Source organism: Streptomyces sp. NPDC033177, assembly GCF_055577715.1.
Genome location: NZ_JBVIPS010000006.1, coordinates 22,518 through 45,644 on the forward strand (window position 1 = coordinate 22,518; position 23,127 = coordinate 45,644).

Annotated in this window: 20 protein-coding genes; 11 read left to right on the forward strand and 9 right to left on the reverse strand. The window is 70.7% G+C overall.

Going from position 1 to position 23,127, the window contains the following annotated elements; genetic code table 11:
• Positions 1 to 191: 191 nt before the first annotated feature.
• Complete coding sequence (locus tag ACZ5U5_RS21130; RefSeq protein ID WP_016642094.1) at positions 192 to 455, reverse strand: WhiB family transcriptional regulator; 264 nt, start codon at positions 453 to 455, stop codon at positions 192 to 194.
• Between the two features lie 711 nt (positions 456 to 1,166).
• Here ACZ5U5_RS21130 and ACZ5U5_RS21135 point away from each other — a divergent pair.
• Genes ACZ5U5_RS21135 through ACZ5U5_RS21145 form a run of 3 tightly spaced genes read left to right on the forward strand, consistent with a single transcriptional unit; the run spans position 1,167 to position 4,043 of the window.
• Entirely contained in the window at positions 1,167 to 1,682 is a 516-nt protein-coding gene (locus tag ACZ5U5_RS21135; protein WP_469023833.1) for a cysteine dioxygenase, read from the forward strand.
• A 34-nt stretch (positions 1,683 to 1,716) separates the two neighbouring features.
• On the forward strand, positions 1,717 to 2,673 hold the full coding sequence (gene cofD, locus ACZ5U5_RS21140; protein WP_469023835.1) for a 2-phospho-L-lactate transferase: 957 nt from the start codon (positions 1,717 to 1,719) through the stop codon (positions 2,671 to 2,673).
• Positions 2,670 to 4,043 (forward strand): coenzyme F420-0:L-glutamate ligase, encoded by a 1,374-nt coding sequence (locus ACZ5U5_RS21145; protein ID WP_469023838.1) that lies wholly within the window; start codon positions 2,670 to 2,672, stop codon positions 4,041 to 4,043. The genes cofD and ACZ5U5_RS21145 overlap by 4 nt, the downstream gene beginning before the upstream one ends.
• A 150-nt stretch (positions 4,044 to 4,193) precedes the next feature.
• On the opposite strand, the gene ACZ5U5_RS21150 is transcribed toward ACZ5U5_RS21145, so the two are convergent.
• The 3 genes from ACZ5U5_RS21150 to ACZ5U5_RS21160 all read right to left on the reverse strand — a co-directional run bounded on the left by ACZ5U5_RS21150 (position 4,194) and on the right by ACZ5U5_RS21160 (position 8,003).
• Positions 4,194 to 5,219, reverse strand: coding sequence for a DNA-3-methyladenine glycosylase family protein (locus ACZ5U5_RS21150; RefSeq protein WP_469023841.1), 1,026 nt, complete (start codon positions 5,217 to 5,219; stop codon positions 4,194 to 4,196).
• 192 nt (positions 5,220 to 5,411) lie between these two features.
• Entirely contained in the window at positions 5,412 to 6,494 is a 1,083-nt protein-coding gene (gene manB / locus ACZ5U5_RS21155; protein WP_469023845.1) for a mannose-1-phosphate guanylyltransferase, read from the reverse strand.
• A gap of 132 nt (positions 6,495 to 6,626) precedes the next feature.
• Positions 6,627 to 8,003 carry a peptidoglycan recognition protein family protein gene (locus ACZ5U5_RS21160; RefSeq protein WP_469023848.1) on the reverse strand — a complete coding sequence of 459 codons (1,377 nt, stop codon included), beginning with the start codon at positions 8,001 to 8,003 and terminating at the stop codon, positions 6,627 to 6,629.
• A 137-nt stretch (positions 8,004 to 8,140) separates the two neighbouring features.
• On the opposite strand from ACZ5U5_RS21160, the gene ACZ5U5_RS21165 reads away from it, so the two are divergent.
• From ACZ5U5_RS21165 to ACZ5U5_RS21180, 4 genes are all read left to right on the forward strand, one after another.
• Entirely contained in the window at positions 8,141 to 8,896 is a 756-nt protein-coding gene (locus ACZ5U5_RS21165; protein ID WP_469023851.1) for a TIGR03089 family protein, read from the forward strand.
• 137 nt (positions 8,897 to 9,033) lie between these two features.
• The gene (locus tag ACZ5U5_RS21170) at positions 9,034 to 10,266 is read left to right on the forward strand and encodes an LCP family protein (RefSeq protein ID WP_469023854.1); all 1,233 of its coding nucleotides are present in this window, start codon (positions 9,034 to 9,036) and stop codon (positions 10,264 to 10,266) included.
• Between the two features lie 227 nt (positions 10,267 to 10,493).
• Positions 10,494 to 12,224 carry an LCP family protein gene (locus ACZ5U5_RS21175; protein ID WP_469023857.1) on the forward strand — a complete coding sequence of 577 codons (1,731 nt, stop codon included), beginning with the start codon at positions 10,494 to 10,496 and terminating at the stop codon, positions 12,222 to 12,224.
• Positions 12,225 to 12,298: 74 nt separating this feature from the next.
• Positions 12,299 to 13,939, forward strand: coding sequence for an LCP family protein (locus tag ACZ5U5_RS21180; RefSeq protein ID WP_469023860.1), 1,641 nt, complete (start codon positions 12,299 to 12,301; stop codon positions 13,937 to 13,939).
• 39 nt (positions 13,940 to 13,978) lie between these two features.
• Here ACZ5U5_RS21180 and ACZ5U5_RS21185 read toward each other — a convergent pair whose 3' ends face one another.
• Positions 13,979 to 15,019, reverse strand: a complete 1,041-nt coding sequence (locus ACZ5U5_RS21185; RefSeq protein ID WP_469023863.1) for a glycosyltransferase family 2 protein — start codon at positions 15,017 to 15,019, stop codon at positions 13,979 to 13,981.
• Between the two features lie 164 nt (positions 15,020 to 15,183).
• Here ACZ5U5_RS21185 and ACZ5U5_RS21190 point away from each other — a divergent pair, with 164 nt between their 5' ends.
• Positions 15,184 to 16,686 (forward strand): LCP family protein, encoded by a 1,503-nt coding sequence (locus ACZ5U5_RS21190; protein ID WP_469023865.1) that lies wholly within the window; start codon positions 15,184 to 15,186, stop codon positions 16,684 to 16,686.
• 39 nt (positions 16,687 to 16,725) lie between these two features.
• On the opposite strand, the gene ACZ5U5_RS21195 is transcribed toward ACZ5U5_RS21190, so the two are convergent.
• Positions 16,726 to 17,274 carry an acyl-CoA thioesterase gene (locus ACZ5U5_RS21195; protein ID WP_451221335.1) on the reverse strand — a complete coding sequence of 183 codons (549 nt, stop codon included), beginning with the start codon at positions 17,272 to 17,274 and terminating at the stop codon, positions 16,726 to 16,728.
• Positions 17,275 to 17,403: 129 nt separating this feature from the next.
• Here ACZ5U5_RS21195 and ACZ5U5_RS21200 point away from each other — a divergent pair, with 129 nt between their 5' ends.
• Both ACZ5U5_RS21200 and ACZ5U5_RS21205 read left to right on the forward strand, forming a co-directional pair.
• On the forward strand, positions 17,404 to 18,732 hold the full coding sequence (locus ACZ5U5_RS21200) for an LCP family protein (protein ID WP_469023869.1): 1,329 nt from the start codon (positions 17,404 to 17,406) through the stop codon (positions 18,730 to 18,732).
• A gap of 162 nt (positions 18,733 to 18,894) precedes the next feature.
• The gene (locus ACZ5U5_RS21205) at positions 18,895 to 20,037 is read left to right on the forward strand and encodes a dipeptidase (protein ID WP_469023871.1); all 1,143 of its coding nucleotides are present in this window, start codon (positions 18,895 to 18,897) and stop codon (positions 20,035 to 20,037) included.
• Positions 20,038 to 20,052: 15 nt separating this feature from the next.
• Here ACZ5U5_RS21205 and ACZ5U5_RS21210 read toward each other — a convergent pair whose 3' ends face one another.
• Together ACZ5U5_RS21210 and ACZ5U5_RS21215 are read right to left on the reverse strand one after the other, a co-directional pair.
• A complete protein-coding gene (locus tag ACZ5U5_RS21210; RefSeq protein ID WP_469023873.1) occupies positions 20,053 to 20,457 on the reverse strand; it encodes a VOC family protein in 405 nt (134 codons plus the stop codon).
• A gap of 24 nt (positions 20,458 to 20,481) precedes the next feature.
• A complete protein-coding gene (locus ACZ5U5_RS21215) occupies positions 20,482 to 20,850 on the reverse strand; it encodes a VOC family protein (protein WP_469023875.1) in 369 nt (122 codons plus the stop codon).
• 87 nt (positions 20,851 to 20,937) lie between these two features.
• Here ACZ5U5_RS21215 and ACZ5U5_RS21220 point away from each other — a divergent pair, with 87 nt between their 5' ends.
• Entirely contained in the window at positions 20,938 to 21,462 is a 525-nt protein-coding gene (locus ACZ5U5_RS21220; protein ID WP_469023878.1) for a CGNR zinc finger domain-containing protein, read from the forward strand.
• Between the two features lie 191 nt (positions 21,463 to 21,653).
• Here ACZ5U5_RS21220 and ACZ5U5_RS21225 read toward each other — a convergent pair whose 3' ends face one another.
• Positions 21,654 to 22,997, reverse strand: a complete 1,344-nt coding sequence (locus ACZ5U5_RS21225; RefSeq protein ID WP_469023880.1) for a UDP-glucose dehydrogenase family protein — start codon at positions 22,995 to 22,997, stop codon at positions 21,654 to 21,656.
• Positions 22,998 to 23,127 lie beyond the last annotated feature (130 nt).

The window sequence follows — 23,127 nt, forward strand, 5'->3', positions numbered from 1 at the left end:
GAGGTACGGGCCCCGGTTCGATGGACTGCGGTGGACGCCTGCGCTTCATGGGGGCGCCGGGGCGTCTCGGACGGGGCCCCACACTAACGGCTGGCATCACAACAGCCCGCCGCCTGTGGATAACCCACGGGCGACGGGCTGTTCCTTACGTAGGGGTGTGTGCCGTTTGGTCGGGCGGATCCAGCTGGTGTTCAGACGGCGGCCTTCTTCAGACGGCGGCGTTCCCGCTCCGAAAGACCGCCCCAGATTCCGAACCGCTCGTCGTTCGCCAGTGCGTACTCAAGGCATTCCGAACGAACCTCACAGGCGAGGCAGACCTTCTTGGCCTCTCGCGTGGAGCCGCCCTTCTCGGGGAAGAAGGACTCGGGATCGGTCTGGGCGCACAGCGCGCGCTCCTGCCAGCCGAGTTCCTCGTCCGCGTCCTCGACCAGCAGTTCCTGAACCAGCTCGGTCATCTGCGCCCCTCGTCTGTCTGTGCGTCCCCGTGGTGCTTGCCGTTACCGATTTCGGCTGAACGACACGAGTGAAATTACAAGTGTGCCGATCCGGGCCAGTCAAGCCGAGATCTGCTATTGGGCCCCTTATTCACCCTGCGGAACCAAGGTAATGCGGAAAGTGTTCAAATCGGCATAAACCTCGTCACTTGCCGGTGGCCCATCCCAAGGCGCCCCGCGACCGCCTTCACCAGGGAAGGACGTCACGGGGAACGATCCCGTTGCGACCGGTCCACCGAAGCGAAGGGGATCACATTCGGGTCACGGGAGCGCGCCGGGGTTTACGCGCCGGCTGAAGCACGATGTGACCCTGGGTGTCCCGTGAACCCCATGCACAAACCTTTCACCTGACAGAACAACCGGATGAGGTGAAACATATTCCACATACCGGACATAGAGTTGACAGAGAAGGTGTGAGCCGCTGTCCTAGTGGGCATGCTCGCAAACTTGGCACTCCCGACGACCCGCACCCGCGGGCTCCTCGGCGCTGCCCACGCGCGCTGTCTCTGTTCCTGTTCCAGCTGTTGAGCCATCCCGCTTCCAGCTGTTGAGCCCGCTCCGGCGCTTCACCGCCCGAGCCGCTTTTTCCCTTCTTTGCCTGTAGCCCCCTTCTGTTCCCTCGCATCAGCTCCCTAGCGACTCCTGGCACTCACGTTGAGGAACCACCGCACCATGAACAGCGACAGCGACCTCCAGATCGCCGGCGACATCCTCGAAGTCACCCACCTCCTGCAGCCCGCCCGCGAGCACCCCGCCACCGTGGCCGAGTTCGTCGGCCTGGCCCGCACCATCGCGGCCGACCGCGCCCAGTGGTCCCACCTCGTCGAGTACGACGCGACGAGCCGCTGGTACCACCGCCTGCGCACGGGGCCCGGCTACGAGGTGTGGCTGCTCTCCTGGGTCCCGGGGCAGGGCAGCGGAACGCACGACCACGGCCGTTCCTCCGGCGTACTCACGGTCCTTGAGGGCGAACTGACGGAGCGTACGGAGCGCGGGCAGCGCGCGCTCGGCGCCGGGGCCCAACGCGTGTTCGCGCCCGGGTACGTCCACGACGTCGTCAACGACTCCCTGGAGCCGGCCGTCAGCCTGCACATCTACTACCCCGGCCTGACCGACATGCCGATGCACGCGGCGCAGTGCGGCGTGCGGGCCACCGCTCCAACGGCCGGAGATGTCGTAACCGCCTGACACGCTGTCGTACCTGCCTGACATGCTTGGGCCCATGCGCATTGTGGTCCTGGCCGGCGGTATCGGCGGCGCCCGTTTCCTCCGCGGGCTCAAGAAAGCCGCGCCTGACGCGGACATCACCGTCATCGGCAACACCGGTGACGACATTCACCTGTTCGGGCTGAAGGTCTGCCCCGACCTCGACACCGTGATGTACACGCTCGGCGGCGGCATCAACGAAGAGCAGGGCTGGGGACGTACGGACGAGACGTTCAAGGTCAAGGAAGAGCTCGCGGCGTACGGGGTCGGGCCCGAGTGGTTCGGGCTCGGCGACCGGGACTTCGCCACACACATCGTGCGGACGCAGATGCTGGCCGCCGGATACCCCCTCAGCGCGGTGACGCAAGCACTGTGCGAGCGCTGGCAGCCCGGCGTGCGGCTCATCCCCATGTCGGACGACCGCGTCGAGACGCATGTCGCCGTCACGGTCGACGGCGAGCAGAAGGCCATCCACTTCCAGGAGTACTGGGTGCGCCTTCGGGCGTCCGTGGACGCGCACGCCGTCGTGCCGGTCGGCGCGGACCAGGCCAAGCCCGCACCCGGCGTCCTGGAGGCGATCGCCGAGGCGGACGTCGTGCTCTTCCCGCCGTCCAACCCCGTGGTGAGCGTCGGGACGATCCTCGCCGTGCCGGGGATCCGCGAGGCCATCGCCGACGCGGGCGTGCCCGTCGTCGGGCTCTCCCCCATCGTCGGGGACGCGCCCGTGCGGGGCATGGCCGACAAGGTGCTCGCCGCGGTGGGCGTGGAGTCGAGCGCCGCCGCGGTCGCCGAGCACTACGGAAGCGGGCTGCTCGACGGCTGGCTCGTCGACACCGTGGACGCCGGGGTCGTGGAACGGGTCACGTCGGCGGGCATCCGGTGCCGGGCGATCCCGCTGATGATGAGCGACGACGACGCGACCGCCGAGATGGCGCGCGCGGCGCTCGCCCTCGCGGAGGAGGTGCGGGCGTGAGCTCATCCGAGAGCTCATCCGAGAGCTCCTCCGAGGCCGCATCCGGGACCGGATCCAGGGCCGGGGCCTCGCCGTCGTTCCGGGTCTGGGCCGTGCCGGGGCTGCCCGAGGTGCGGCAGGGGGACGACCTCGCCAAGCTGATCGCCACCGCCGAACCGGAACTCGCCGAAGGGGACGTGCTCCTCGTCACCTCGAAGATCGTCAGCAAGGCCGAGGGGCGGATCGTCGAGGCCCGTGACCGCGAGGCGGCCATCGACTCCGAGACCGTACGGGTCGTGGCGCGGCGCGGGACCCTGCGCATCGTCGAGAACCGGCAGGGCCTCGTGATGGCCGCCGCCGGTGTCGACGCCTCCAACACGCCCGCCGGGACCGTCCTGTTGCTGCCCGAGGACGCCGACGCGTCGGCGCGCGCGGTGCGGGACGGGCTGCGGGACGCGCTGGGCGTGGACGTCGGCGTCGTGGTCACCGACACCTTCGGGCGCCCCTGGCGCAACGGCCTGACGGACGTCGCCATCGGGGCGGCGGGCGTGCGGGTCCTCGACGATCTGCGGGGCGGCGTCGACGCGTACGGCAATCCGCTGAGCGCGACGGTCGTCGCCACGGCGGACGAGCTGGCCGCCGCGGGCGATCTGGTCAAGGGGAAGGCCGGCGGGCTGCCGGTCGCGGTGGTCCGGGGGCTGTCGCATGTCGTCGGTGAGGCAGGCGGAGCCGACGAGGGGGCTCGCGTCATGGTGCGGAGCTCGCGCGACGACATGTTCCGGCTCGGCACGTCCGAGGCCGTGCGGGAAGCGGTGACACAGCGGCGGACCGTGCGGGAGTTCACCGACGAGCCGGTGGACCCCGGGGCCGTGCGCCGGGCCGTGGCCGCCGCGGTGACCGCGCCGGCGCCGCATCACACGACGCCGTGGCGGTTCGTCCTCCTGGAGTCCGCGGACTCCAGGGTGCGGCTGCTCGACGCGATGCGGGACGCGTGGATCGCCGATCTGGAGCGGGACGGCAAGTCCGCCGAGTCCATCGCGAAGCGCGTACGCAGGGGGGACGTCCTGCGCAAGGCCCCCTACCTGGTGGTGCCCTGCCTCGTCATGGACGGCTCGCACACGTACGGGGACGAGCGGCGGGACGCGGCCGAGCGGGAGATGTTCGTGGTCGCGGCCGGTGCCGGGGTGCAGAACTTCCTCGTCGCCCTCGCCGGGGAGCGTCTTGGGTCCGCGTGGGTGTCGTCGACGATGTTCTGCCGGGACGTCGTACGGGACGTTCTCGGGCTTCCGGAGTCGTGGGACCCGATGGGAGCGGTGGCTGTCGGGCACGGGGCGGTCGAGCCTGGCGCTCGGGGCGCGCGGGATGCGGAGGATTTCATCGCCGTGCGGTGACTCGCCCCTGGGCGTTGGGCCGTGCGGGCTGCTGCGGGGCTGTTTCGGGTGCGCGTTTGTGGGGGCTGATCGCGCAGTTCCCCGCGCCCCTTACGGGGCTTGGCCGAGCGCAGTTCCCCGCGCCCCCTGCGGGGCTCTCTGCGGGGCGCTCTAGAGCAGTGCGATGTCCGTCTTCGGCATTTTTGGTTTTCTTCGGGCCGGGGTGCGGCCGCTCAGGAGGATGAGGCGGGCCGCTCGGTGGCGCTGGCCCTCGTAGGGGGTCAGGAGGCGCAGCATTTCCTCGTCGTCCGCCTCGCGGTTGTCCGCCAGAGCGTGGCCGACGATGCCCGGCAGGTGGAGGTCGCCGACCGTGACCGCGTCCGGGGCGCCGTTGCTGCGCTGGATCGTCTCCGCCGAGGTCCACGGGCCGATGCCCGGGATCAGTTCCAGGCGGGCCTGCGCCTTGAGCGGTTCCATCGCCGCCGCCTCCTCCAGGCGCGCGGCCACTCGCGCCGCCCGCAGGATCGTCGACGCGCGCTTGTTGTCCACGCCCGCCTTGTGCCACTCCCAGGACGGGATCAGGGTCCAGGTCCTCGGGTCCGGCATGACGTACATGCGCAGGTGCTCGGGGACCGGGCCGGGTGCCGGTTCGCCGTACTTGCGGACCAGGAGGCGCCAGGCGCGGTACGCCTCGTCCGTCGTGACCTTCTGCTCCAGGATCGACGGGATCAGGGACTCCATGACCAGGCCCGTGCGGATCAGGCGGAGGCCGGGGCGGCGATGCGCTGTCACCGCGAGGAGGCGGTGGCGGGGGGCGAAGTCCTCCGGGGCGTCCGACTCGCCGAGCAGCTCCGGGAGTTGGTCCAGGAGCCAGGTCGCTCCCGGGCCCCAGGCCTCGGCCGCCACCGTGTCGCCGCGCAGGGCCACCCGGAGCGTGCCGGGGCCCTCCGGGGTGCGGCTGGCCCGCCAGGCCGAGCCGTCGGGGGTCGCGCGGAAGGTGGGGTCCGCGGGGCCCCTACGCAGGGGGCCGACGGTCAGGCCCAGGTTCAGGGGGTAGGGCGGGGTCCAGGCGCGGGTTCTGGCCGTGGTGGCCTGGCGGGGTGTGCCTGCCTGGCTCGCTGTCCGGGGGATCGCCGTTTCGCCGCCGCGCACCGTGGTGCGGGTGGGGGTGGAGCGGGGGGCGAAACGGGATGACATCTGTACGAGGGTAGAGGCCTTTTTTGTCCCCTACCCCACCCCTTCCCGACTGTGACACTTGCGGCTCCGCCGCGGGCCGCTGGCGCGGGGGCCTTGCGTGCCCTCATCACCGGCTTCGCCGAGTTCGTCCTCAAACGCCGGACGGGCTAAATAACCACGAACAACGGACGGGCTGCGAAGAGCGAAGCTCCTCTACTGGTCCGACGAGAACCTGACCGACCCCGCCGGCAAGCCCGCCCCGCACCACACCCGTACGCCGTCGCGCAGTTCGTTGTCGGCGCCGACGTCCGCGCCGTCGCCGATCACCGCGCCCGTGAGGACCGTGCGTGCGCCCACCCTCGCGCCCGCGCCGATCAGCGAGTCCGTGACGACCGCGTTCGGTTCGATGACCGCGCCCGCAAGGACCGTGCTGCCGTCCACCCGTGCGCCCTCACCGATCACCGCGTGCTCGCCGACCACCGTGCCGCCGGTGAGCTTCGCGTCGGGGGCGACCGTGGCGGTCGGCAGGACCAGGCGGTCGCCGCAGCGGCCCGGGATCGCCGGGGAGGGGGCGCGGCCCAGCACCAGGTCGGCGGAGCCCCGTACGAAGGCCTGGGGTGTGCCCAGGTCCAGCCAGTACGTCGAGTCGACCATGCCCTGGAGGTGGGCCCCGGAGGCGAGCAGTTCGGGGAACGTCTCGCGCTCGACCGAGACGGGGCGGCCCACCGGGATGCTGTCGATGACCGAGCGGCGGAACACGTACGCGCCCGCGTTGATCTGGTCGGTGACGATCTCCTCGGGCGTCTGCGGCTTCTCCAGGAAGGCCTGCACCCTGCCCGTCCCGTCGGTCGGCACAAGGCCGTACGCGCGCGGGTCCGTGACCTTCGTGAGGTGCAGGGAGACGTCCGCCCCCGACTCCTCGTGCGTGGAGACCAGGGCACGGATGTCCAGGCCCGTGAGGATGTCGCCGTTGAAGATCAGGACCGGCTCGTCGGGTCCCGAGCTAAGGCGCGACGCCACGTTGCGGATCGCGCCGCCCGTGCCGAGGGGCTCGGTCTCCGTGACGTACTCGATGTGCAGGCCGAGGGCCGAGCCGTCCCCGAAGTACGGCTCGAAGACCTCGGCGAGGTACGAGGTCGCCAGGACGATGTGCTCCACGCCCGCCGCGCGGGCCCGCGCCAGCTGGTGGGTGAGGAACGGGACGCCCGCCGCCGGGACCATCGGCTTGGGCGTGTGCACCGTGAGCGGACGAAGCCGGGTGCCCTTGCCGCCGACCAGGAGGATCGCTTCTGTCACCTGTCGTCTCTGCTTCCTGCTGGGGCCGGCCGAACTTGAGTCGCGGCCGGCCAGTGTATGCAGATGCCTTTGCAGATCGTGCAGTGCGCTGTGCGGGTCGTGCGGTGTGCTTCGTGATACGGGTGCGCGGACTCAGCGGCCCTGGTAGCGGGCCGCGGTGGAACGGGCCTTGCCCAGCTTCTGATACAGGCGGCTCCCGGGACATTCCGTGGCGAAACCGTCACGGTGCCCGGAGATCACATGGAGCCGGACGTTGCGGCCCTTCTTGTAGAGATTCCCTCCCCCGGACCTCAGGTATGTCTTTCCGCGCGGGTTCGCGCCGTACAGGCCGAGCTTCCACGCGGTCAGCCGGGCGATGGCCTTCACGGAGGCCGCGGGCGGCTTGGAGGACCCGAAGCTGCCGATGACGGCGATGCCCATGCTGTTGCTGTTGAAACCGAGAGTGTGGGCCCCGAGGACGGGCTTGGCCACACCTCCGGCACGTCCTTCGTAGATCTTTCCGCACTTGTCGACCGCGAAGTTGTAGCCGAGGTCACGCCAGCCGCTGCTCTTGACGTGGTAGCGGTAGATGCTGCGCAGCACGGATCCGGTCTGTGAGCAGCGGTAGTTGTTGCCCGACGCGCTGTGGTGCACGAAGGCGGCCTTGACGGTCTTCGTGTACGCGAAGTTCTTCTCGCGGAGCCTCTCGTTCGCGCCCCAGCCCTTGCGCGTGGTGATCCGCGGCCGCGGCCCCACGTGCGGCCTGGCCTGGCCCGCGGCTTCCTCCGGACCGCCGCGGGCCGCGATGAGGTCGGACTCCGTCTCCTTCTTGCCGAGCGCCGGGATGACGTCGGCGCCGAGCGGGGCGAGGTCGGCGTTGACCGCGGAGGAGGCGGCGGCCTCAGCGGTCAGGACCGTGGAGCCTGCGCCCTTGGGCGCCGGGCCCTGCGGGGGCGGCTCGGCCCCGGGGTCGACGAGTTCGAGACGCAGGCCCGTCGGCAGGCCCTGTGCCGCGGAAGACTGTGCGGCGCCGCGGTGCTGCGCCGCCTCGCTCCGCACCCGGATCTCGACCCCGTCCGAGTCGCCGACCCACAGCGGTGCCGTGGAGCCGCGGACCCGGCCCGAGGCCCGCTCCGGGTCGTCCGGGTCGGCGGCGTGCTCGTGGTTGTGGGTCTCCACGGGCTGCCAGCCGGACCAGGTGCTCGTGCCGGTCGCCCGGGTGCGGACCTGGACGCTGCCGTGCAGTTCGTCGTCCGGGTCGTCCCAGATGACGCCCACCAGGGAGAAGGGGCGGACCTCGCGCTGGAGCAGGCCCTGTTCGGCGGAGGCTCCGCCGCCTGTCGAGCGGTCGGAGCCGAGGGGGGTGAGCGGGAGTGACTGGGTGCTGCCCGGCACCGATTCCGCGGAGGGCCCGGCGGGCGACTCCGCGGCCGGGGTCGCGGCGCGGGCGCCGGACGACGGCAGGGTCAGAGGGAGGGCCAGGGCGGCCGCGCACGTGGCGCCGATCGAGGAAGCTAGAAATCCACGCATACAACTGATAGTTGGCATAGCGGTACAGATCTGTCCATTGGGGAATTGACGGTCCGTCGGTTCATGTCCGCCGAACCGGTGGCCGCCGCTCCCCCGCCGGACCCGGGCCACCAGGGCACGCGCGTACCCTTGCGCCCGTGAACGCCACCGACCGCACCCCTGCCGACCTGCTGCGATCCGCGCTCGCCGCGGACCCGGGCCGCCCGCTCATCACCTTCTACGACGACGCCACGGGCGAGCGCGTCGAATTGTCCGTGGCCACCTTCGCCAATTGGGTGGCCAAGACCGCCAATCTGCTCCAGGACGATCTCGCCGCCCAGCCCGGCGACCGGCTCGCCCTGCTGCTGCCCGCGCACTGGCAGACGGCGATCTGGCTGCTCGCCTGTTCGTCCGTCGGCGTCGTCGCCGACGTGGGCGGCGACCCCGCCGGCGCCGATCTCGTCGTCAGCGGGCCCGACTCACTGGACGCGGCGCGCGTCTGTTCCGGGGAGCGGGTCGCGCTCGCGCTCCGGCCGCTCGGCGGTCGCTTCCCGCAGACCCCCGAGGGCTTCGTGGACTACGCGGTGGAGGTGCCGAGCCAGGGCGACCGCTTCGTGCCGTACGCGCCCGTGGTTCCGGAGGAGCCCGCCCTCTCCGTCGGCGGGGCCGGTGAGCTGACGGGTGCGGAGCTGGTGGAGACGGCCCGCGCCGATGCCGCCGCGCAGGGGCTCACGCCCGGCTCGCGGCTCCTCTCCGGGTTGTCGTACGAGACGTGGGAGGGCCTCAGCTCCGGTCTGTACGCCCCGCTGGCGGCGGGCGGCTCCGTGGTGCTCTGCCGCCACCTCGACCAGCTCGCGGAGGCGGGTCTGGCGAAGCGGATCGAGGACGAGCGGGTCACGGCCACCGCCAAGTAACGCACCCTGCCGGGCGCCCCTCCCCTCCCCCGTTCGGCCCACCCGCGCCCCTGGTCCGCAGGCCACCGGCGTCACGCCGGTCCATGGTCATAAGAGCGCACCATGCACCGACGTCGCGATGAGGGGTGGCCGTACACGTGTCCGACACCGCAGGCACGCCCGCCGGACCGGAGCGCCCGGATGCCGACGGCGGTCCGCCTGAGCCGTCGGCCACGTACGCGCCCGGTGCGGGCTCGAGCCCCACCGGTGAGGGCGTCGCCCGGCGCAAGCGGCGCTGGCTGCGCTGGACGGCCGTGGGGGCCGCCGGTCTTGTTTTGGCGGCCGGGGGCGCGGGGTGGGCGGTCTACAAGAAGCTCGACGGCAACATCACCAAGGACACCGACGCCGCGGCGGAGCTCGCCCGCTACGAGAAGGAGCGCCCGACGGCCCTGGTGAACGGCGCGCAGAACATTCTCCTGATCGGCTCGGACACCCGCTCCGGACGGGGCAACAAGAAGTACGGCCCCGACCCGGGCACCCAGCGCTCGGACACCACGATCCTGCTGCACCTCGCGGCGGACCGGCGCAGCGCCACCGCGGTGTCGATCCCCCGGGACGTGATGGTGGACATACCGCGCTGCCGCACGAGCGACGGTTCGCGGACGCGGGCGCAGTTCGCCCAGTTCAACTGGGCCTTCCAGTTCGGCGGGACCGCCTGCACCATTCGTACGGTCGAGAAGATGACGAAGATCCGCGTCGACCATCACATGGTGGTGGATTTCGCCGGGTTCAAGGACATGGTCGACGCGGTCGACGGCGTACAGGTCTGCCTCAGGGCGCCGATCAACGACCGCGACGCCCGTCTGAAGATCGCCGCGGGAAGGCAGACCCTCAACGGCGAGCAGGCGCTCGGCTATGTGCGGGCACGCAAGAGCATCGGCAACGGCAGCGACACCGACCGCATGGACCGCCAGCAGCAGTTCCTCGCGGCACTCGTCAACAAGGTGCAGAGCAATGATGTCCTGCTCAATCCGGCGAAGCTCTATCCGGTTCTCGACGCGGCCACTTCTTCGCTGACGACGGACCCGGCACTTGCGAGTTTGCGCGGTTTGTACGAACTGGTGCGCGGCATGCGCAACATCCCCACAGAACAGGTGCAGTTCCTCACGGTGCCCCGGCGGTCGTATGTCTACGACGCCAATCGGGATGAACTCGTCGAGCCGGCGGCGGACGAACTCTTCACCCGACTCCGAACGGACGCACCCCTCCAAGTGACGCGCGAGGAGCCCGAGGCCGAGCCCGGCGAGGAGCAGGCGGCCGACCCTTCGCAGACGCCGAGCCCCGCCCCCACTTTCCGCGGCAACACGGCAGCCGGGACGACCTGCGAGTAAACACATCCTCAAGCGCAAGACCGCCCGCACAAAGAAATAAGGCGGATTGCCCAGTTGTAGGGGAGTGGAATTTGTCACCGGCGTCGTTCGACGCTGAACTGGCCGGATAGTGTGAGCGATCCGGTGCGCAGGGCCCTTCGTGGCCGCGCACCGCTGGACGACTGACCGAGCGCCTTTCTTGAGGGGGGAATGGCGCCGCGTGGCCCCGACGGAGGACGCAGACAACCGTGGACGCGCAAGGCCGTGGGCGGGCGGAGAACATCGACCCCGCAGACCAGTGGGTGCTCAACCCGAACACCGGCGATTACGAACTGCGACTGAGCCCTTCCGCTGGGCAGTCGCCAGTGCCCGGACCGCGCAGATCACCGCGATCCTCGGCACGCCAGGGGACGCGCGGCCGCGATGGCCGACGCGACGAGCGTCGTGACGAGCAGCGCGATGTGCCGCCGCAGCGCAGAAGGCGGGCTCCGCAGCCGGAGGCCGCGGGCGGGCGGCGCAAGCAGAAGCCGAAGAAGTCCAAGGGCAAGAAGGCCCTGATGTGGACGGGCGGCTCGCTCGCCTTCGTCCTGGTCGCGGTGGGTGTCGGCGGTTACGTCTACTACCAGCACCTCAACGACAACATCAGCTCGATCAACGACGACGGCGCGAGCACCGGCGGCTTCAGCAAGGACCGTGCCATCAACATCCTGGTGATGGGCACGGACAAGCGCAGCGGCGAGGGCAACGAGAAGTACGGCGACAAGGGAAGCGTCGGCCACGCCGACACGACGATCCTGCTGCACGTCTCCAAGGACCGCACGAACGCCACCGCGTTGAGCATCCCGCGCGACATGATCACGGACATTCCGGACTGCCCGACCACGATGGAGGACGGCAGCAAGAAGACCATTCCGGGATCGCAGAGCGCGCGCTTCAACGAGAGCCTCGGTCAGAGCGAGCGCACGCCCAGCTGCACCATGCGTACGGTCACGAAGATCACCGGAATCGTGCCGGACCACTTCATGGTGGCCGACTTCAACGCGGTCAAGACGCTCTCCAGCGCGGTCGGCGGCGTCGACGTATGTCTGGCCAAGGACATCGACGACCCGGACTCGCATCTGAAGCTGCCCGCGGGCAAGCACAACATCGAGGGCGAGGACGCTCTGGCGTTCGTCCGCACGCGCCACTCCGTGGGCACCGGCGGCGACTTGAGCCGCATCGAGCTGCAACAGCAGTTCCTCAGCTCGCTGATGCGCAAGCTCAAGTCGAACGACACGCTGACCAGCCCGTCCAAGATGATAAAGCTGGCCGAGGCGGGCACCGAGGCGCTCACCGTCGACTCCAAGATCGCGGACATCATGAAACTCCGTGACCTGGGCATGGAGCTCGGCAAGCTCGACATGAAGAACCTCAGCTTCGCGACCGTGCCCGTGATCGACAACCCGGCGGAGAAGGTCCACACCACGGTCGTCGTGAACGAGGCCAAGGCCGACCCGCTGTTCGCCATGATGCGCGCGGACGAGTCGCTGACCGCGGTCAAGAAGAAGGAGAAGAAGGAGAAGGCGGCGGTCGCCGCCCGGCTCAAGGGCAGCAAGTCCGCCGCCTCCGATGTGCGGGTCAACATCTACAACGGCAGCGGGAAGACGGGCGCCGCTCAGGCAACTCTCACGTACTTGCAGAACACTGAGGGCATGTCCAAGGCCAGCCAGCTCGGCAACGCGCCGTCCGACCTCAAGAAGACGACGCTGGAGTACGCGCCCGACCAGGCCGATCAGGCCCGGCGGCTCGCCGACGTCATGGGGCTTTCCGGCTCCGCGATGAAGCCCGGGAAGAGCGAGAAGAACTCGCAGGGGCTCCCGGCCATCAAGCTGACGCTCGGCAGCGACTTCAAGGGGGCCGGGGTGCCGATCAGTGCCCCGTCGAAGGCGCCGGAGGGCATTCAGAAGGTCGAAGCGGACAAGACTGTGTGCGCCAAGTGACCTGAAGCGGCCGTTCTGCGTCTCACAAGGCGCAGGATGGCCGTATTTCGGGGTAGCGCGGGGAGGGACAGGGGATGGGGAGAAGCAGCGTGCGTGGGGAGGGGGCGCGACCACGCGCCCCGCACGCAAGTGATCATGGCCAGGAAGGAGGCCCGCCGCACGAGGGAGGGGAGCCCTCGACGGACGGCGGGCACCGCAGGAGCGGCCGTGGGGGTGGTGGCGGCCGGGCTCCGCGTCCGAGACGCCGGATACTCCGCTGGTCGGCGACGATCCTGTCGGTGCTGATCCTTGGCACGGCCGGCGCCGGATACCTCTGGTACCAGCACCTGAACGACAATCTTCAGACCGACGACCTGAACCTCGGCGAGCACCGGGCCCCCGAGCCCACGCCGAACGCGGCCGGTCAGACGCCGCTGAACATCCTGCTCATCGGTTCGGACGCGCGGGACTCCAAGGAGAACCAGAAGCTCGGCGGCGCCAAGGAGACCTTCGGCGGCACCCCGCTCGCCGACGTACAAATGCTCCTTCACCTGTCGGCCGACCGCACGAACATGTCGGTCATCAGCATGCCGCGCGACACGCTCCTCGACATTCCCAAGTGCACCGACCCGGACGACGGCAAGGTCTACGAGGCGTCGACGCAGCGGACGATGACCAACCAGACGCTCGGCCGCGGCGGCCCCGGCTGCACGGTCGCCACCTGGGAGAAGCTCACCAACATCCACATCAACCACTTCATGGAGGTGGACTTCGCGGGTGTGGTCTCCATGGCGGACGCCATCGGCGGCGTACCGGTCTGCGTGGACGCCAACATCCACTCGCGCGACAGCCAGGGCCACGGTTCGGGCCTGAAGCTGAAGAAGGGCACCACGTCCGTGAAGGGCGAGCAGGCCCTGCAGTGGCTGCGCACCCGCTACGGCTTCGACGGCGGCACCGACATCAGCCGCGCCAAGGCACAGCACATGTACATGAACTCGCTGGTGCGCGAGCTGCGGAACAACGCCGGCCTGAGCAGCCCCAACAAGCTGCGCAAGCTCGCCGAGACGGCCACCAGCGCCCTCAAGGTCGACGACGGCCTCGGCACCGTGAAGAAGCTCTACGACCTGAGCAACGAGCTCAAGAAGGTCTCCCCCGAGCGCACCACGATGACGACCATGCCGTTCGAGTACGTGGGCGCGCGGGTCATCCCCAAGCCGGGCGACGCCGAGCAGCTCTTCCGCCTCGTACGCGATGACATCGCGCTGGACGGCAAGGGCAAGAAGAAGCCCGCCGAGGAGAAGCTCTCGGACGACCCGGCGGCGGCGGACGACGAGATCGCCGTGCAGGTGCAGAACGGCACCCGCACGGACGTCGAGCCGCCGGTCGGCGGGCGCGCCAACGCGGTCACGCAGATCCTCGCCGGGAAGGGCTTCGCCAAGGCGGCGGCCGACACGACGACGGTGCTCGCAGAGGAGAAGACCGTCGTCAGGTTCCCCAGCGCCGAGCTGGAGGGCGATGCCCAGCGGGTCGCCAAGTCCCTTGGCATGAAGCTGAGTTCGGTGAAGAAGTCGACGGACGTCTCCGGGGTCACCCTGGTCGTCGGCGCCGACTGGCGGGAGGGGAACAAGCCCCCCAAGTCGAAGCAGGACGACAAGACGCCGGACTCGGCCGACGCGCTCAACGGCTCCGACAAGAAGGCGTGCATGCACGTGGACCCGGACTTCACCTGGAAGTGAGACGCGATCCGGCCCACCGACGGTGGGCCGGATCCGCCCTCAGGCCTCGGTGAGGACTGCCGGACGGCGGGAGGCGATGACCCTCTTGGCGAGGGCGCGCGGGCTGGTCAGAAAGCCCCAGCCCCACGACATGTGCATGGTCGCGAGGGCCACCGGGATCTGCAGGCGCGCCTTCAGCGGCAGGCCCTTGCCCGCGGGCAGTGAGCCGGCCGTGATCGCCGCGAGGTAGCCCGCGGGGACGACGAAGCCCCACGGCGTGACCAGGGCGCCCACCACGACACCCGCCGCGATCGCGCAGACCGCGGTCGGCGGCGCGAGGTACCGCAGGTTGATGGAGCCCTCGTGGTAGCGGGCGACGACGTGCCGCCAGCGGCCGTAGTCCTTGTACTGCTTGGCGAGCGCCTTCACGCTCGGCCGCGGGCGGTACTGCACCCTCAGCTCGGGCGAGAACCAGATGAGGCCGCCGGCCTCACGGATGCGGAAGTTCAGCTCCCAGTCCTGGGCGCGGATGAACTCCTCGTTGTAACCGCCCTGCTGTTCGAGGGCCGCACGGCGGAAGACACCGAGGTAGACGGTCTCGGCCTGCTGGGCCGCGCCGCCGGTGTGGAAGGCCGCGTTGCCCACGCCGATCTTCGACGTCATGGCGGCAGCGACCGCGTGCTCCCAGTCGTTCTCGCCCTCGGCGTGCATGATGCCGCCGACGTTCTGCGCGCCGGTCTCCTCAAGGAGGCGTACGGCCGTCGCGATGTAGCCGGGCGACAGGATGCCGTGGCCGTCCACGCGCACCACGATCGGGTGGCTGGAGGCCTTGATGGCGGCGTTCAGGGCCGCGGGCGTGCGGCCCGTGGGGTTCGGGACGGTCTGCACCTTCGCGCGGTGGCCCGCGGTCTCGGCGACCAGTTCGGCGGCGATCTCGTTCGTGCGGTCCGTGGAGGGACCAAGCGCGACGACGACCTCCATCTCCCCGTCGTACTCCTGCTCGAGGATCGCGGAGACGGCAGCACGCAGATGCCGTTCCTCGTTGAGCACCGGCATGATCACGGATACGGCAGGAAGCTGCTCGTCGGGCGTCGCGTTCATCGGCGCCACGTTACCGCGAATGGGGGACACGGGCGCGCGCCGCCCGGCCTGCTGCCCCGGGTCGCAGATCGTATGGGCCTACGGTTCTCGCATTCCCCGGCCCCCCACGCGTCCTTCCACCTACCCGTCCGGACAGGCCCGTCACCGCGGAGGTGTCCCCCCACGTGCCCACACCGCCCCGCCGCTACCCCACCCCGCCGCCGCGTGGCCAGCGTCCGCCTCGTGCGAGGCAGCCGGCGCAGCAGCCCGTGGGGCGGCCGGTCAAGCAGCGCAGGCGGCCGCGGTGGGTCGTGAGGGTGGCGACGGGGTTCTCCGTGACGGTGCTCGCGGCGGCCGGGATCGGGCACGGCGTCGTCACCAGCCTCGACACCGAGATCGCGCGGGTCGACGCCTTCAAGGACATGAAGAACCGGCCCAAGGGCGGCAACGGCATGAACGTCCTGCTCGTCGGCACCGACGGCCGGGACAAGATCACCCCGGCGGAGAAGGAGAAGTACCGCCTCGGCGGGGCGCCCTGCCACTGCACGGACACGGTCATGATCGTGCACATCTCGGAGGACCGAAACCGCGCCAGCGTCGTGAGCCTGCCCCGGGACAGTTACGCCGAGATGCCCGAGCACGTCGACCGGAACTCCGGCGACCGGCACAAGGCGCATCCGGTCAAGCTGAACGCGGCGTACGCGGAGGGCGGCCCCAACCTCACAGTGCGGACCGTCGAGAACATGACGAAGGTCAAGATCGACCACTATCTGGAGATCGACTTCACCAGCTTCATGAAGACCGTGGACGTGCTCGGCGGCGTCGACATCTGCACGACCCGCCCCCTGCGGGACTCCTACACCGGGCTCAACCTGCCCGTCGGCACCCACACGCTGAACGGCGGCGCGGCCCTGCAGTACGTCCGCACGCGGCACGTCGACGGCACGTCCGACCTGGGGCGGATGCAGCGCCAGCAGCGGTTCCTCGCGGCGCTGATCTCGAAGGCGACCGGCAGCGGGGTGCTGCTCAACCCGCTGAAGTTCCGGGACGTGTCCAGGACGCTGCTCGGCTCGGTCCGGGCCGACAAGGGCTTCGGCACGAACGAGATGCTCGCCCTGGGGAGGGCGATGCGCGGCTTCTCGCCGAAGTCGTCGGAGTTCACCACCGTGCCGCTGCGCAGCAAGGGCGTGCTGGTGCCCGGCATCGGCTCGACGCTGAAGTGGGACCCGGTCAGGTCCGCGAAGCTCTTCCAGGCGCTGCGCGACGACCGCCCCCTGGCCGCGCACAACCTCGGGCGCAAGGCCATCGTCGATGTGTCACCGCAGCAGATCCGGGTGCAGGTCGACAACGCCACGGGCGTGCCGGGCCTGGGCAAGCGGGTCGACAACGGGCTGCGGGCCACCGGCTTCCGTACGACGCGGACCCCCGGGAACGTGCCGCCCAATGTGCCCGGCATGCCGCTGAAGCGCACCATCGTCGCGTACGACCCGCGCTGGGACCGCTCGGCGAAGTCCCTGGCCACGGCGTTGCCCGGCTGTCAGATGCGGGCGATCAACGGGCAGGGCGCGACCCTGAAGGTGCTCGCGGGCCAGGACTTCAAGATGGTCAGGCCGGTGCGGGCGGAGGACGCCTACCAAGGTGAGTTCGGCGCCGTGACCGGTGACCAGGTGGTGTGCCAGAAGAGCTGACGGCCCGCGGGCCCGCCCGCGGGCGCCCGCGCCCGGCGCTCAGTCGTCCAGGCCCTCAGCGGCGCGCGCCCGGCGCAGGTCCTTGATGGCCCGGCGGCGCGCGAGGCGGTGCGTGCGCCGGATCTGCGCCTCCTGGTAGCGGCGGCGGTCCCGCTCGGTCTCCGGGAGCACCGGCGGCACGCCCCGCGGCTTGCCGTCCGCGTCGACGGCGGCGAAGACGAGGTAGGCCGAGCCGACCTGCTGCGCGGGCGTCGACTCGTTCCAGCGCTCGGCAAGGACCCGGACGCCGACCTCCATGGAGCTGCGGCCCGTCCAGTTCACCTGCGCCTTCACATGGACGAGGTCCCCGACCCGCACCGGCTCCAGGAACGCCATCTCGTCCATGGACGCGGTGACCGCGGGCCCGCCCGAGTGCCGTCCCGCGACCGCCCCCGCAGCGTCGTCCACCAGTTTCATGATCACACCGCCGTGCACCGTGCCGAGGAGGTTGGTGTCGTTGTGGGTCATGATGTGGCTGAGAGTCGTGCGGGACGCCGAAGTCGGCTTGCCCGGAATCTCCGATTCCGTGCCAGGGGCCAGGTCTGTCATGGGCTCCACCCTATGTCTGACGTATGCCGGGCCCACGCCGGGCCGCTTTGCATCAGCTCTGCAACAGCCCTGAACCGAAATCACGCCTGCCCTGTGAGGCACGTGGGCGGAGACGGCACACTAAGCCACATGAGCGATTGGCCTGACGACCAGGGCAACGGCCGCGCGTACGGCCGTGGCAGCGGGAGCACGCAGCCTGAGGGCGCCCGCAGGATGCGGCATGTCCAGCGCGGCGGCCCGTCCGGCCGACCGGGCCAGCAGCAGGCGGGAGGCGTGCCGCAGCAGCAGCCGTACGACGACGGATACGGCCGGCCGTACGGCGACGCCCGCGACGACATGTTCGAGCCCCGCAGCCCCCGCCAGGAGGGCTACGACAGCGGCTACAACACCGGTCAGGTCTACGGCTCCCCGAACGGCCAGGGCCAGGGCGGCCGGGGCGGCGACGACGGGTACGGCACCCGCGCTCCCCGTCCCGCCCCGAACTGGCGGCGCCGCATCAAGATCGGCTCGATCAGCCTCGTCGTGGTGCTGCTCGCCGTCTCGATCGGCACGTACTTCTGGGCCGACTCCAAGCTCAAGCGCGAGGTCGACCTCTCCAAGGTCATCGAGCGGCCCGACGGCGGCGACGGCACGAACTACCTGATCGTCGGCTCCGACAGCCGCGAGGGCATGTCCGACCAGGACAAGAAGGACCTCCACACGGGCTCGGCCGAGGGCAAGCGCACCGACTCGATGATGATCCTGCACGTCGCGGACGACGGCGGGAACACGATGATCTCGCTGCCCCGCGACTCGAACGTGACGATCCCGTCGTTCAAGGGCGCCGAGTCCGGCAAGCTCTACCCGAACCAGGGCCGCCAGACGAAGCTGAACGCGGCGTACGCGGAGGACGGCCCCGAGCTGCTCGTCCGCACCGTCGAGTACAACACCGGCCTCAGGATCGACCACTACGCCGAGATCGGCTTCGGCGGCTTCGCCGAGATCGTGGACGCGGTAGGCGGCGTCGAGATGGACATCCCCGAGGGCTTCAAGGACGAGAAGTCCGGCGCCGACTTCGAGGCGGGCAAGCAGACCCTCGACGGCAAGGAGGCCCTGGCCTTCGTCCGTACGCGTTACGCCCTGAAGGGCAGTGACCTGGACCGCACGAAGAACCAGCAGAAGTTCCTCGCGGCGCTGGCCAATCAGGCGGCGACGCCGGGCACGGTCTTGAACCCCTTCAAGCTCTACCCCACGATGGGCGCGGGCCTGGACACGCTGATCGTCGACAAGGACATGGGCCTGTTCGACGTGGCCTCCATGTTCTGGGCGATGAAGGGCGTGACCGGCGGCGACGGCAAGTCCATGAACATGCCGCTCGCGGGCTCCACCGGCGGCAACCTCCTGTGGGACAAGGCCAAGGTCAAGCAGATGGTGGAGCAGCTGAACAACGACGAGAAGGTCACCGTCTCGGGCGGCTGAGCCGTCTCACGGACACGACGAAGGGGCCCCGCCGGACGATCGGCGGGGCCCCTTCGCATGCCGTCGCCGCCCCCTCGTACCCCGAACGCTTCGCCCGCCGCGAAGCCGCGGCTCCGGCGTGTCACGGTGGACCGGACCGCCCCAGAAGCCCGGAGAACCGCCATGGCAGATCTGCAGGTCGAACTCGACACCACCGCCGAAGCCGGAGAGCTCGACCGGCCCCCCGCGCGGACCCCCGAACCCCCGCCCATACCCGAACCGGGACCACCCGCGCCGGAGCCGGCACTCCCCGCGTCCGAGTCAGGGCCGCCCACGCCGGACCCGCTGCGGCGCGCCCGAGCGCTGCTCGCCGCGCACCCCGTCGCCGACGGCTACAGCGGACTGCCCTGGGCGCTGCGCGGACTGCCCTGGTACGACCTGGAGCTGGGCGACAGCGCCGTGGACGCCGACGTGCCCCGGCTGCGGGCGGGCGGCGTCGGGGCACAGTTCTGGTCGCTGCACGTCCCGGAGAGCATCACCGGCGACCGTGTCCTCGCCGCGACCCTCGAACAGCTCGACCTCGTCAAGCACGTCGTCGGCCGTCACTCCGAGGGGCTGCGCCTGGCCCACACCGCGTCCGAGGTGGCCGACGCCCGGCACTGCGGCCGCATCGCCGCCCTGATCGGCCCGGCACGTGCCGAGGCGATCGGTGACTCGCTCGCCACCCTGCGCGCCCTGCACACCCTCGGCCTGTGCTCGCTCACGCTCTCCGGCACGTCATGGGCGGGCCCCGATGGTCTCACCCCGTTCGGCGACGAAGTGGTGCGCGAGCTCAACAGGCTCGGTGTCCTGGCCGAACTGACCGGCGCGTCCGAGGCCACGGCGCACCGGGTGCTCGCCGTCTCCAGGGCGCCCGTCCTGTTCACCCGCTCGGGAGCCCGCGCGCTGCGGGACGCCCCGGCGAACCTCTCGGACGACCTGCTCACCGCGCTCGGCGCCGCCAAGGGCCTGTGCCTGGTGCCCCTGGCGGCCGAGCAGACGGGTTCCTCGGTCAGCGAGGTCGCGGACCACCTCGACCACGTACGCCGCGTCGCGGGCCCGGAGTGCGTGGGCCTCTCGGGGACGTACGACACCCCGGCCGCGCACCCCGAGGACCTTGCCGACACCTCGCGCTATCCGCACCTCGTCGCCGAGCTCATGGAGCGCGACTGGTCCGACGACGACCTCGCCCGCCTGACGTGGGGCAACGTTCAACGGGTGCTGCGTGGCGTGGACTTCGCGGCACGGGCGGCGCGGGAGAGGCGACGGCGGCAGGCGGCCGACTGAGACCGCCCGGCCCCCTCAGTCCGCGGCGATCCAGCAGAGGCAGAAGGGATGCCCTGCTGGATCGGCGTAGACGCGGAAGTCCCGCTCCCCGTTGTCGTCGTCGACGTCCAATGGCTTGGCTCCCAGGGCGAGTACGCGCTCCTGGGCGCGCTCGACGTCCTGGACGGTCGGGCCCACGTCGATGTCGAGGTGGGCCTGCTGGGAGCCGGTGCCCGCCTGCGGCCAGTCGGGCGGGCGGTAGTCGGGTGCCTCCTGGAAGCAGAGGCGCAGGCCGCCGGGGGTGTTGAGAGTGACCCAGTCATCCTCCTCCTCGGCGTCGACCTCGATCTCGCCGCCGAGCAAGTGGCCGTAGAACTCGGCGAGTTGGTAGGGGTCCTGGCAGTCGAGCACGACGTTGCGTAGGCGTCCGACGGGTGCCATGCGGGTTCCTTTCTCCGGCTGGGTTCAGCAGGCGCAGAGACAGAACGGGTGCCCCGCCGGGTCTGCGTACACGCGGAAGCTGCGCTCGCGGTCCTCCGCGTCGAGCGCGGTGGCGCCGAGCGCGAGCACCTCCTTCTCCACGGCGTCCAACTGCGCCCGCTCCACGTCGAGGTCGAGGTGGAACTGCTGCGAGCGCGTGGCCTCGGGCCACTGCGGCGGTACGTGGCCGGGGGCGGCCTGGAAGGCGAGCGGTGTGCTGCCGGGGACTTCGAGGGTGACCCAGCCGCCACCGTTGTCCTTGGGGGTGCCGCCGAGTACGGCCGCGTAGAAGGTGGCGAGCGCGAGGGGGTCGGGGCAGTCGAGTGCGACGACGCCGAGTTTGGCGAGGGGCATGGTGGTCTCCTCGAGTTGGTTACCGGTAGGTGAGTTCTAGCAGTAACGGTTACTGCATGGTGCCCCAATAGAGGTAACGTCGCAAGCATGAATGACAGAGCACCCGCTCCCGGGGGCCTCGCGCTGATCCAGGCGCTGGTGAACACCCTGGACGTGGAGTCGGGCGCGGACGCGCTGGACACGGCGGAGGGGCGCGGACCCTTCGGCATCGCGCCGGGCGCGGAGGTGGTGGCGGCACGGGAGCTGCGGGAGTCGCTGCGGGTGGCGTGTCTCGCCCACGCGGGGCACGGACCGCACGTGGTCACGCCGCCGCTGGGTCAACTCCTCGCGGGCGCCCCGCTGTTGGTGGATGTCTCCGCCGCCGACGGGGCGGCTTCGCTCGTCCCGGCCGATCCGTCCCCGCTGGTGTCACGGGTGGCGGCGGCCATCGCCGAGGCGGCGGCCGCCGGCACGTGGGGCCGCCTCAAGGCGTGCGAGGCCGCGGACTGCCTCTGGGCGTACTACGACCGGAGCCCGGCCGGGCGGAGCCGGTGGTGTGACATGGGGGTGTGCGGGGCCCGCGCCAAGATGCGGGCGTACCGGGCGCGGAAGTCGCCGCGGGGCGGGCTCTGAGGCCAGGCCCCCGCATCCGCCTCGCACCGAACGAGCCTCTCCCACCCACCCGCCCGATTGCCCCGCAGCCTCCCCTGCCCGAACAAGCCTTCCCGCCCACCCGCCCGATTGCCCCGCAGCGACGTCTGCGAGGACGGACATACCGGCGCGGCCCCGCACCCACAGACGGAACAGAACCGCGCCGACGAACGTCAGGCCGAAGGTCGCCCCATCGCTCGGTAAGTCCAGCCGGCGCCCCGCCACACGGCGGGGTCGAGTGCGTTGCGGCCGTCCAGGATCAGGCTCTGTGACGCCACCTCGCCCAGCGCCTCCGGGTCCAGCTCGCGGAACTCCCGCCACTCCGTGAGGTGCAGGACCACGTCCGCGCCCCGCACCGCCTCCACGGCCGACTCCGCGTACGCCAGCGTCGGGAAGAGCCTGCCCGCGTTGTCCATCCCCTTGGGGTCGTACACGGTGACCTGGCCGCCCTGGAGGTGGATCTGCCCGGCGACGTTCAGCGCGGGCGAGTCACGTACGTCGTCCGAGTCCGGCTTGAACGTGGCGCCGAGGACCGCGACCCGCTTGCCCAGGAAGGACCCCCCGCCCAGCGCCTCGCGCGCCATCTCCACCATCTGCCCGCGCCGGCGCATGTTGATGGAGTCGATCTCGCGGAGGAAGGTCAGGGCCTGGTCCGCGCCCAGTTCACCCGCCCGCGCCATGAACGCCCGGATGTCCTTGGGCAGGCAGCCACCGCCGAAGCCGATCCCGGCCCGCAGGAACTTCTTGCCGATCCGGTCGTCGTACCCGAGCGCCTCCGCCAGCTTCACGACGTCACCGCCCGCGGCCTCGCACACCTCGGCCATCGCGTTGATGAACGAGATCTTCGTGGCGAGGAAGGAGTTGGCGGCGGTCTTCACCAGCTCGGCGGTCGGGAAGTCCGTCACGACGAAGGGCGAACCCTCGCCGATCGGACCCTCGTACACCTCGCGAAGGAGCTTCTCGGCGTGCGCGCTGCGGACGCCGACGACGATGCGGTCCGGGTGCAGCGTGTCCTTCACCGCGAAGCCCTCGCGCAGGAACTCCGGGTTCCAGGCCAGCTCGGCCTCCGCGCCCACCGGAGCGTTCGCGGCGAGCTCACGCGCGAGGCGGTCCGCCGAGCCGACCGGCACGGTCGACTTGCCGACGACCAGCGCGGGCTTGGTCAGATGCTGGGCGAGCTGCGCGAAGGCGCTGTCGACGTAGCTCATGTCGCAGGCGTACTCGCCGTGCTTCTGCGGGGTGTTCACGCAGACGAAGTGGACGTCCCCGAAGGCGGCGACCTCGGCGAAGTCCATGGTGAAGCGCAGCCGCCCGCTGGAGCCCTCGATCCCGGCGACGTGCTTGCGCAGCAGGTCCTCCAGGCCGGGCTCGTACATCGGGACCTCGCCCCGCTGCAGCATCTCGATCTTCTCGGGCACGACGTCGAGGCCGAGCACCTCGAAACCGAGCTCGGCCATGGCCGCGGCGTGCGTCGCACCGAGGTAGCCGGTGCCGATCACGGTGATCTTGAGGGCCATGCGGTGCTCCAGGGGTCTACGGCCGTCAGTGCGGTGCCCGAGCATAGTCGGGCCCTTGACCGGGCACGTTTCCGCCATCGCCACCTGTCGGCTCCCCTCTGTCGGCAAGCTCACGTATCCCTCGCGTGGG

Excerpts from the sequence above, each read along its gene's own strand:
- ACZ5U5_RS21215 (WP_469023875.1), bottom strand. The coding sequence starts at position 20,850 with ATGCCCCTCGCCAAACTCGGCGTCGTCGCACTCGACTGCCCCGACCCC.
- ACZ5U5_RS21130 (WP_016642094.1), bottom strand. The coding sequence starts at position 455 with ATGACCGAGCTGGTTCAGGAACTGCTGGTCGAGGACGCGGACGAGGAA.
- ACZ5U5_RS21185 (WP_469023863.1), bottom strand. The coding sequence starts at position 15,019 with ATGAACGCGACGCCCGACGAGCAGCTTCCTGCCGTATCCGTGATCATG.
- ACZ5U5_RS21225 (WP_469023880.1), bottom strand. The coding sequence starts at position 22,997 with ATGGCCCTCAAGATCACCGTGATCGGCACCGGCTACCTCGGTGCGACG.
- cofD (WP_469023835.1), top strand. The coding sequence starts at position 1,717 with ATGCGCATTGTGGTCCTGGCCGGCGGTATCGGCGGCGCCCGTTTCCTC.
- ACZ5U5_RS21150 (WP_469023841.1), bottom strand. The coding sequence starts at position 5,219 with ATGTCATCCCGTTTCGCCCCCCGCTCCACCCCCACCCGCACCACGGTG.
- ACZ5U5_RS21220 (WP_469023878.1), top strand. The coding sequence starts at position 20,938 with ATGAATGACAGAGCACCCGCTCCCGGGGGCCTCGCGCTGATCCAGGCG.
- ACZ5U5_RS21135 (WP_469023833.1), top strand. The coding sequence starts at position 1,167 with ATGAACAGCGACAGCGACCTCCAGATCGCCGGCGACATCCTCGAAGTC.
- ACZ5U5_RS21195 (WP_451221335.1), bottom strand. The coding sequence starts at position 17,274 with ATGACAGACCTGGCCCCTGGCACGGAATCGGAGATTCCGGGCAAGCCG.
- ACZ5U5_RS21200 (WP_469023869.1), top strand. The coding sequence starts at position 17,404 with ATGAGCGATTGGCCTGACGACCAGGGCAACGGCCGCGCGTACGGCCGT.
- ACZ5U5_RS21205 (WP_469023871.1), top strand. The coding sequence starts at position 18,895 with ATGGCAGATCTGCAGGTCGAACTCGACACCACCGCCGAAGCCGGAGAG.
- ACZ5U5_RS21180 (WP_469023860.1), top strand. The coding sequence starts at position 12,299 with ATGGGGAGAAGCAGCGTGCGTGGGGAGGGGGCGCGACCACGCGCCCCG.
- ACZ5U5_RS21160 (WP_469023848.1), bottom strand. The coding sequence starts at position 8,003 with ATGCGTGGATTTCTAGCTTCCTCGATCGGCGCCACGTGCGCGGCCGCC.
- ACZ5U5_RS21210 (WP_469023873.1), bottom strand. The coding sequence starts at position 20,457 with ATGGCACCCGTCGGACGCCTACGCAACGTCGTGCTCGACTGCCAGGAC.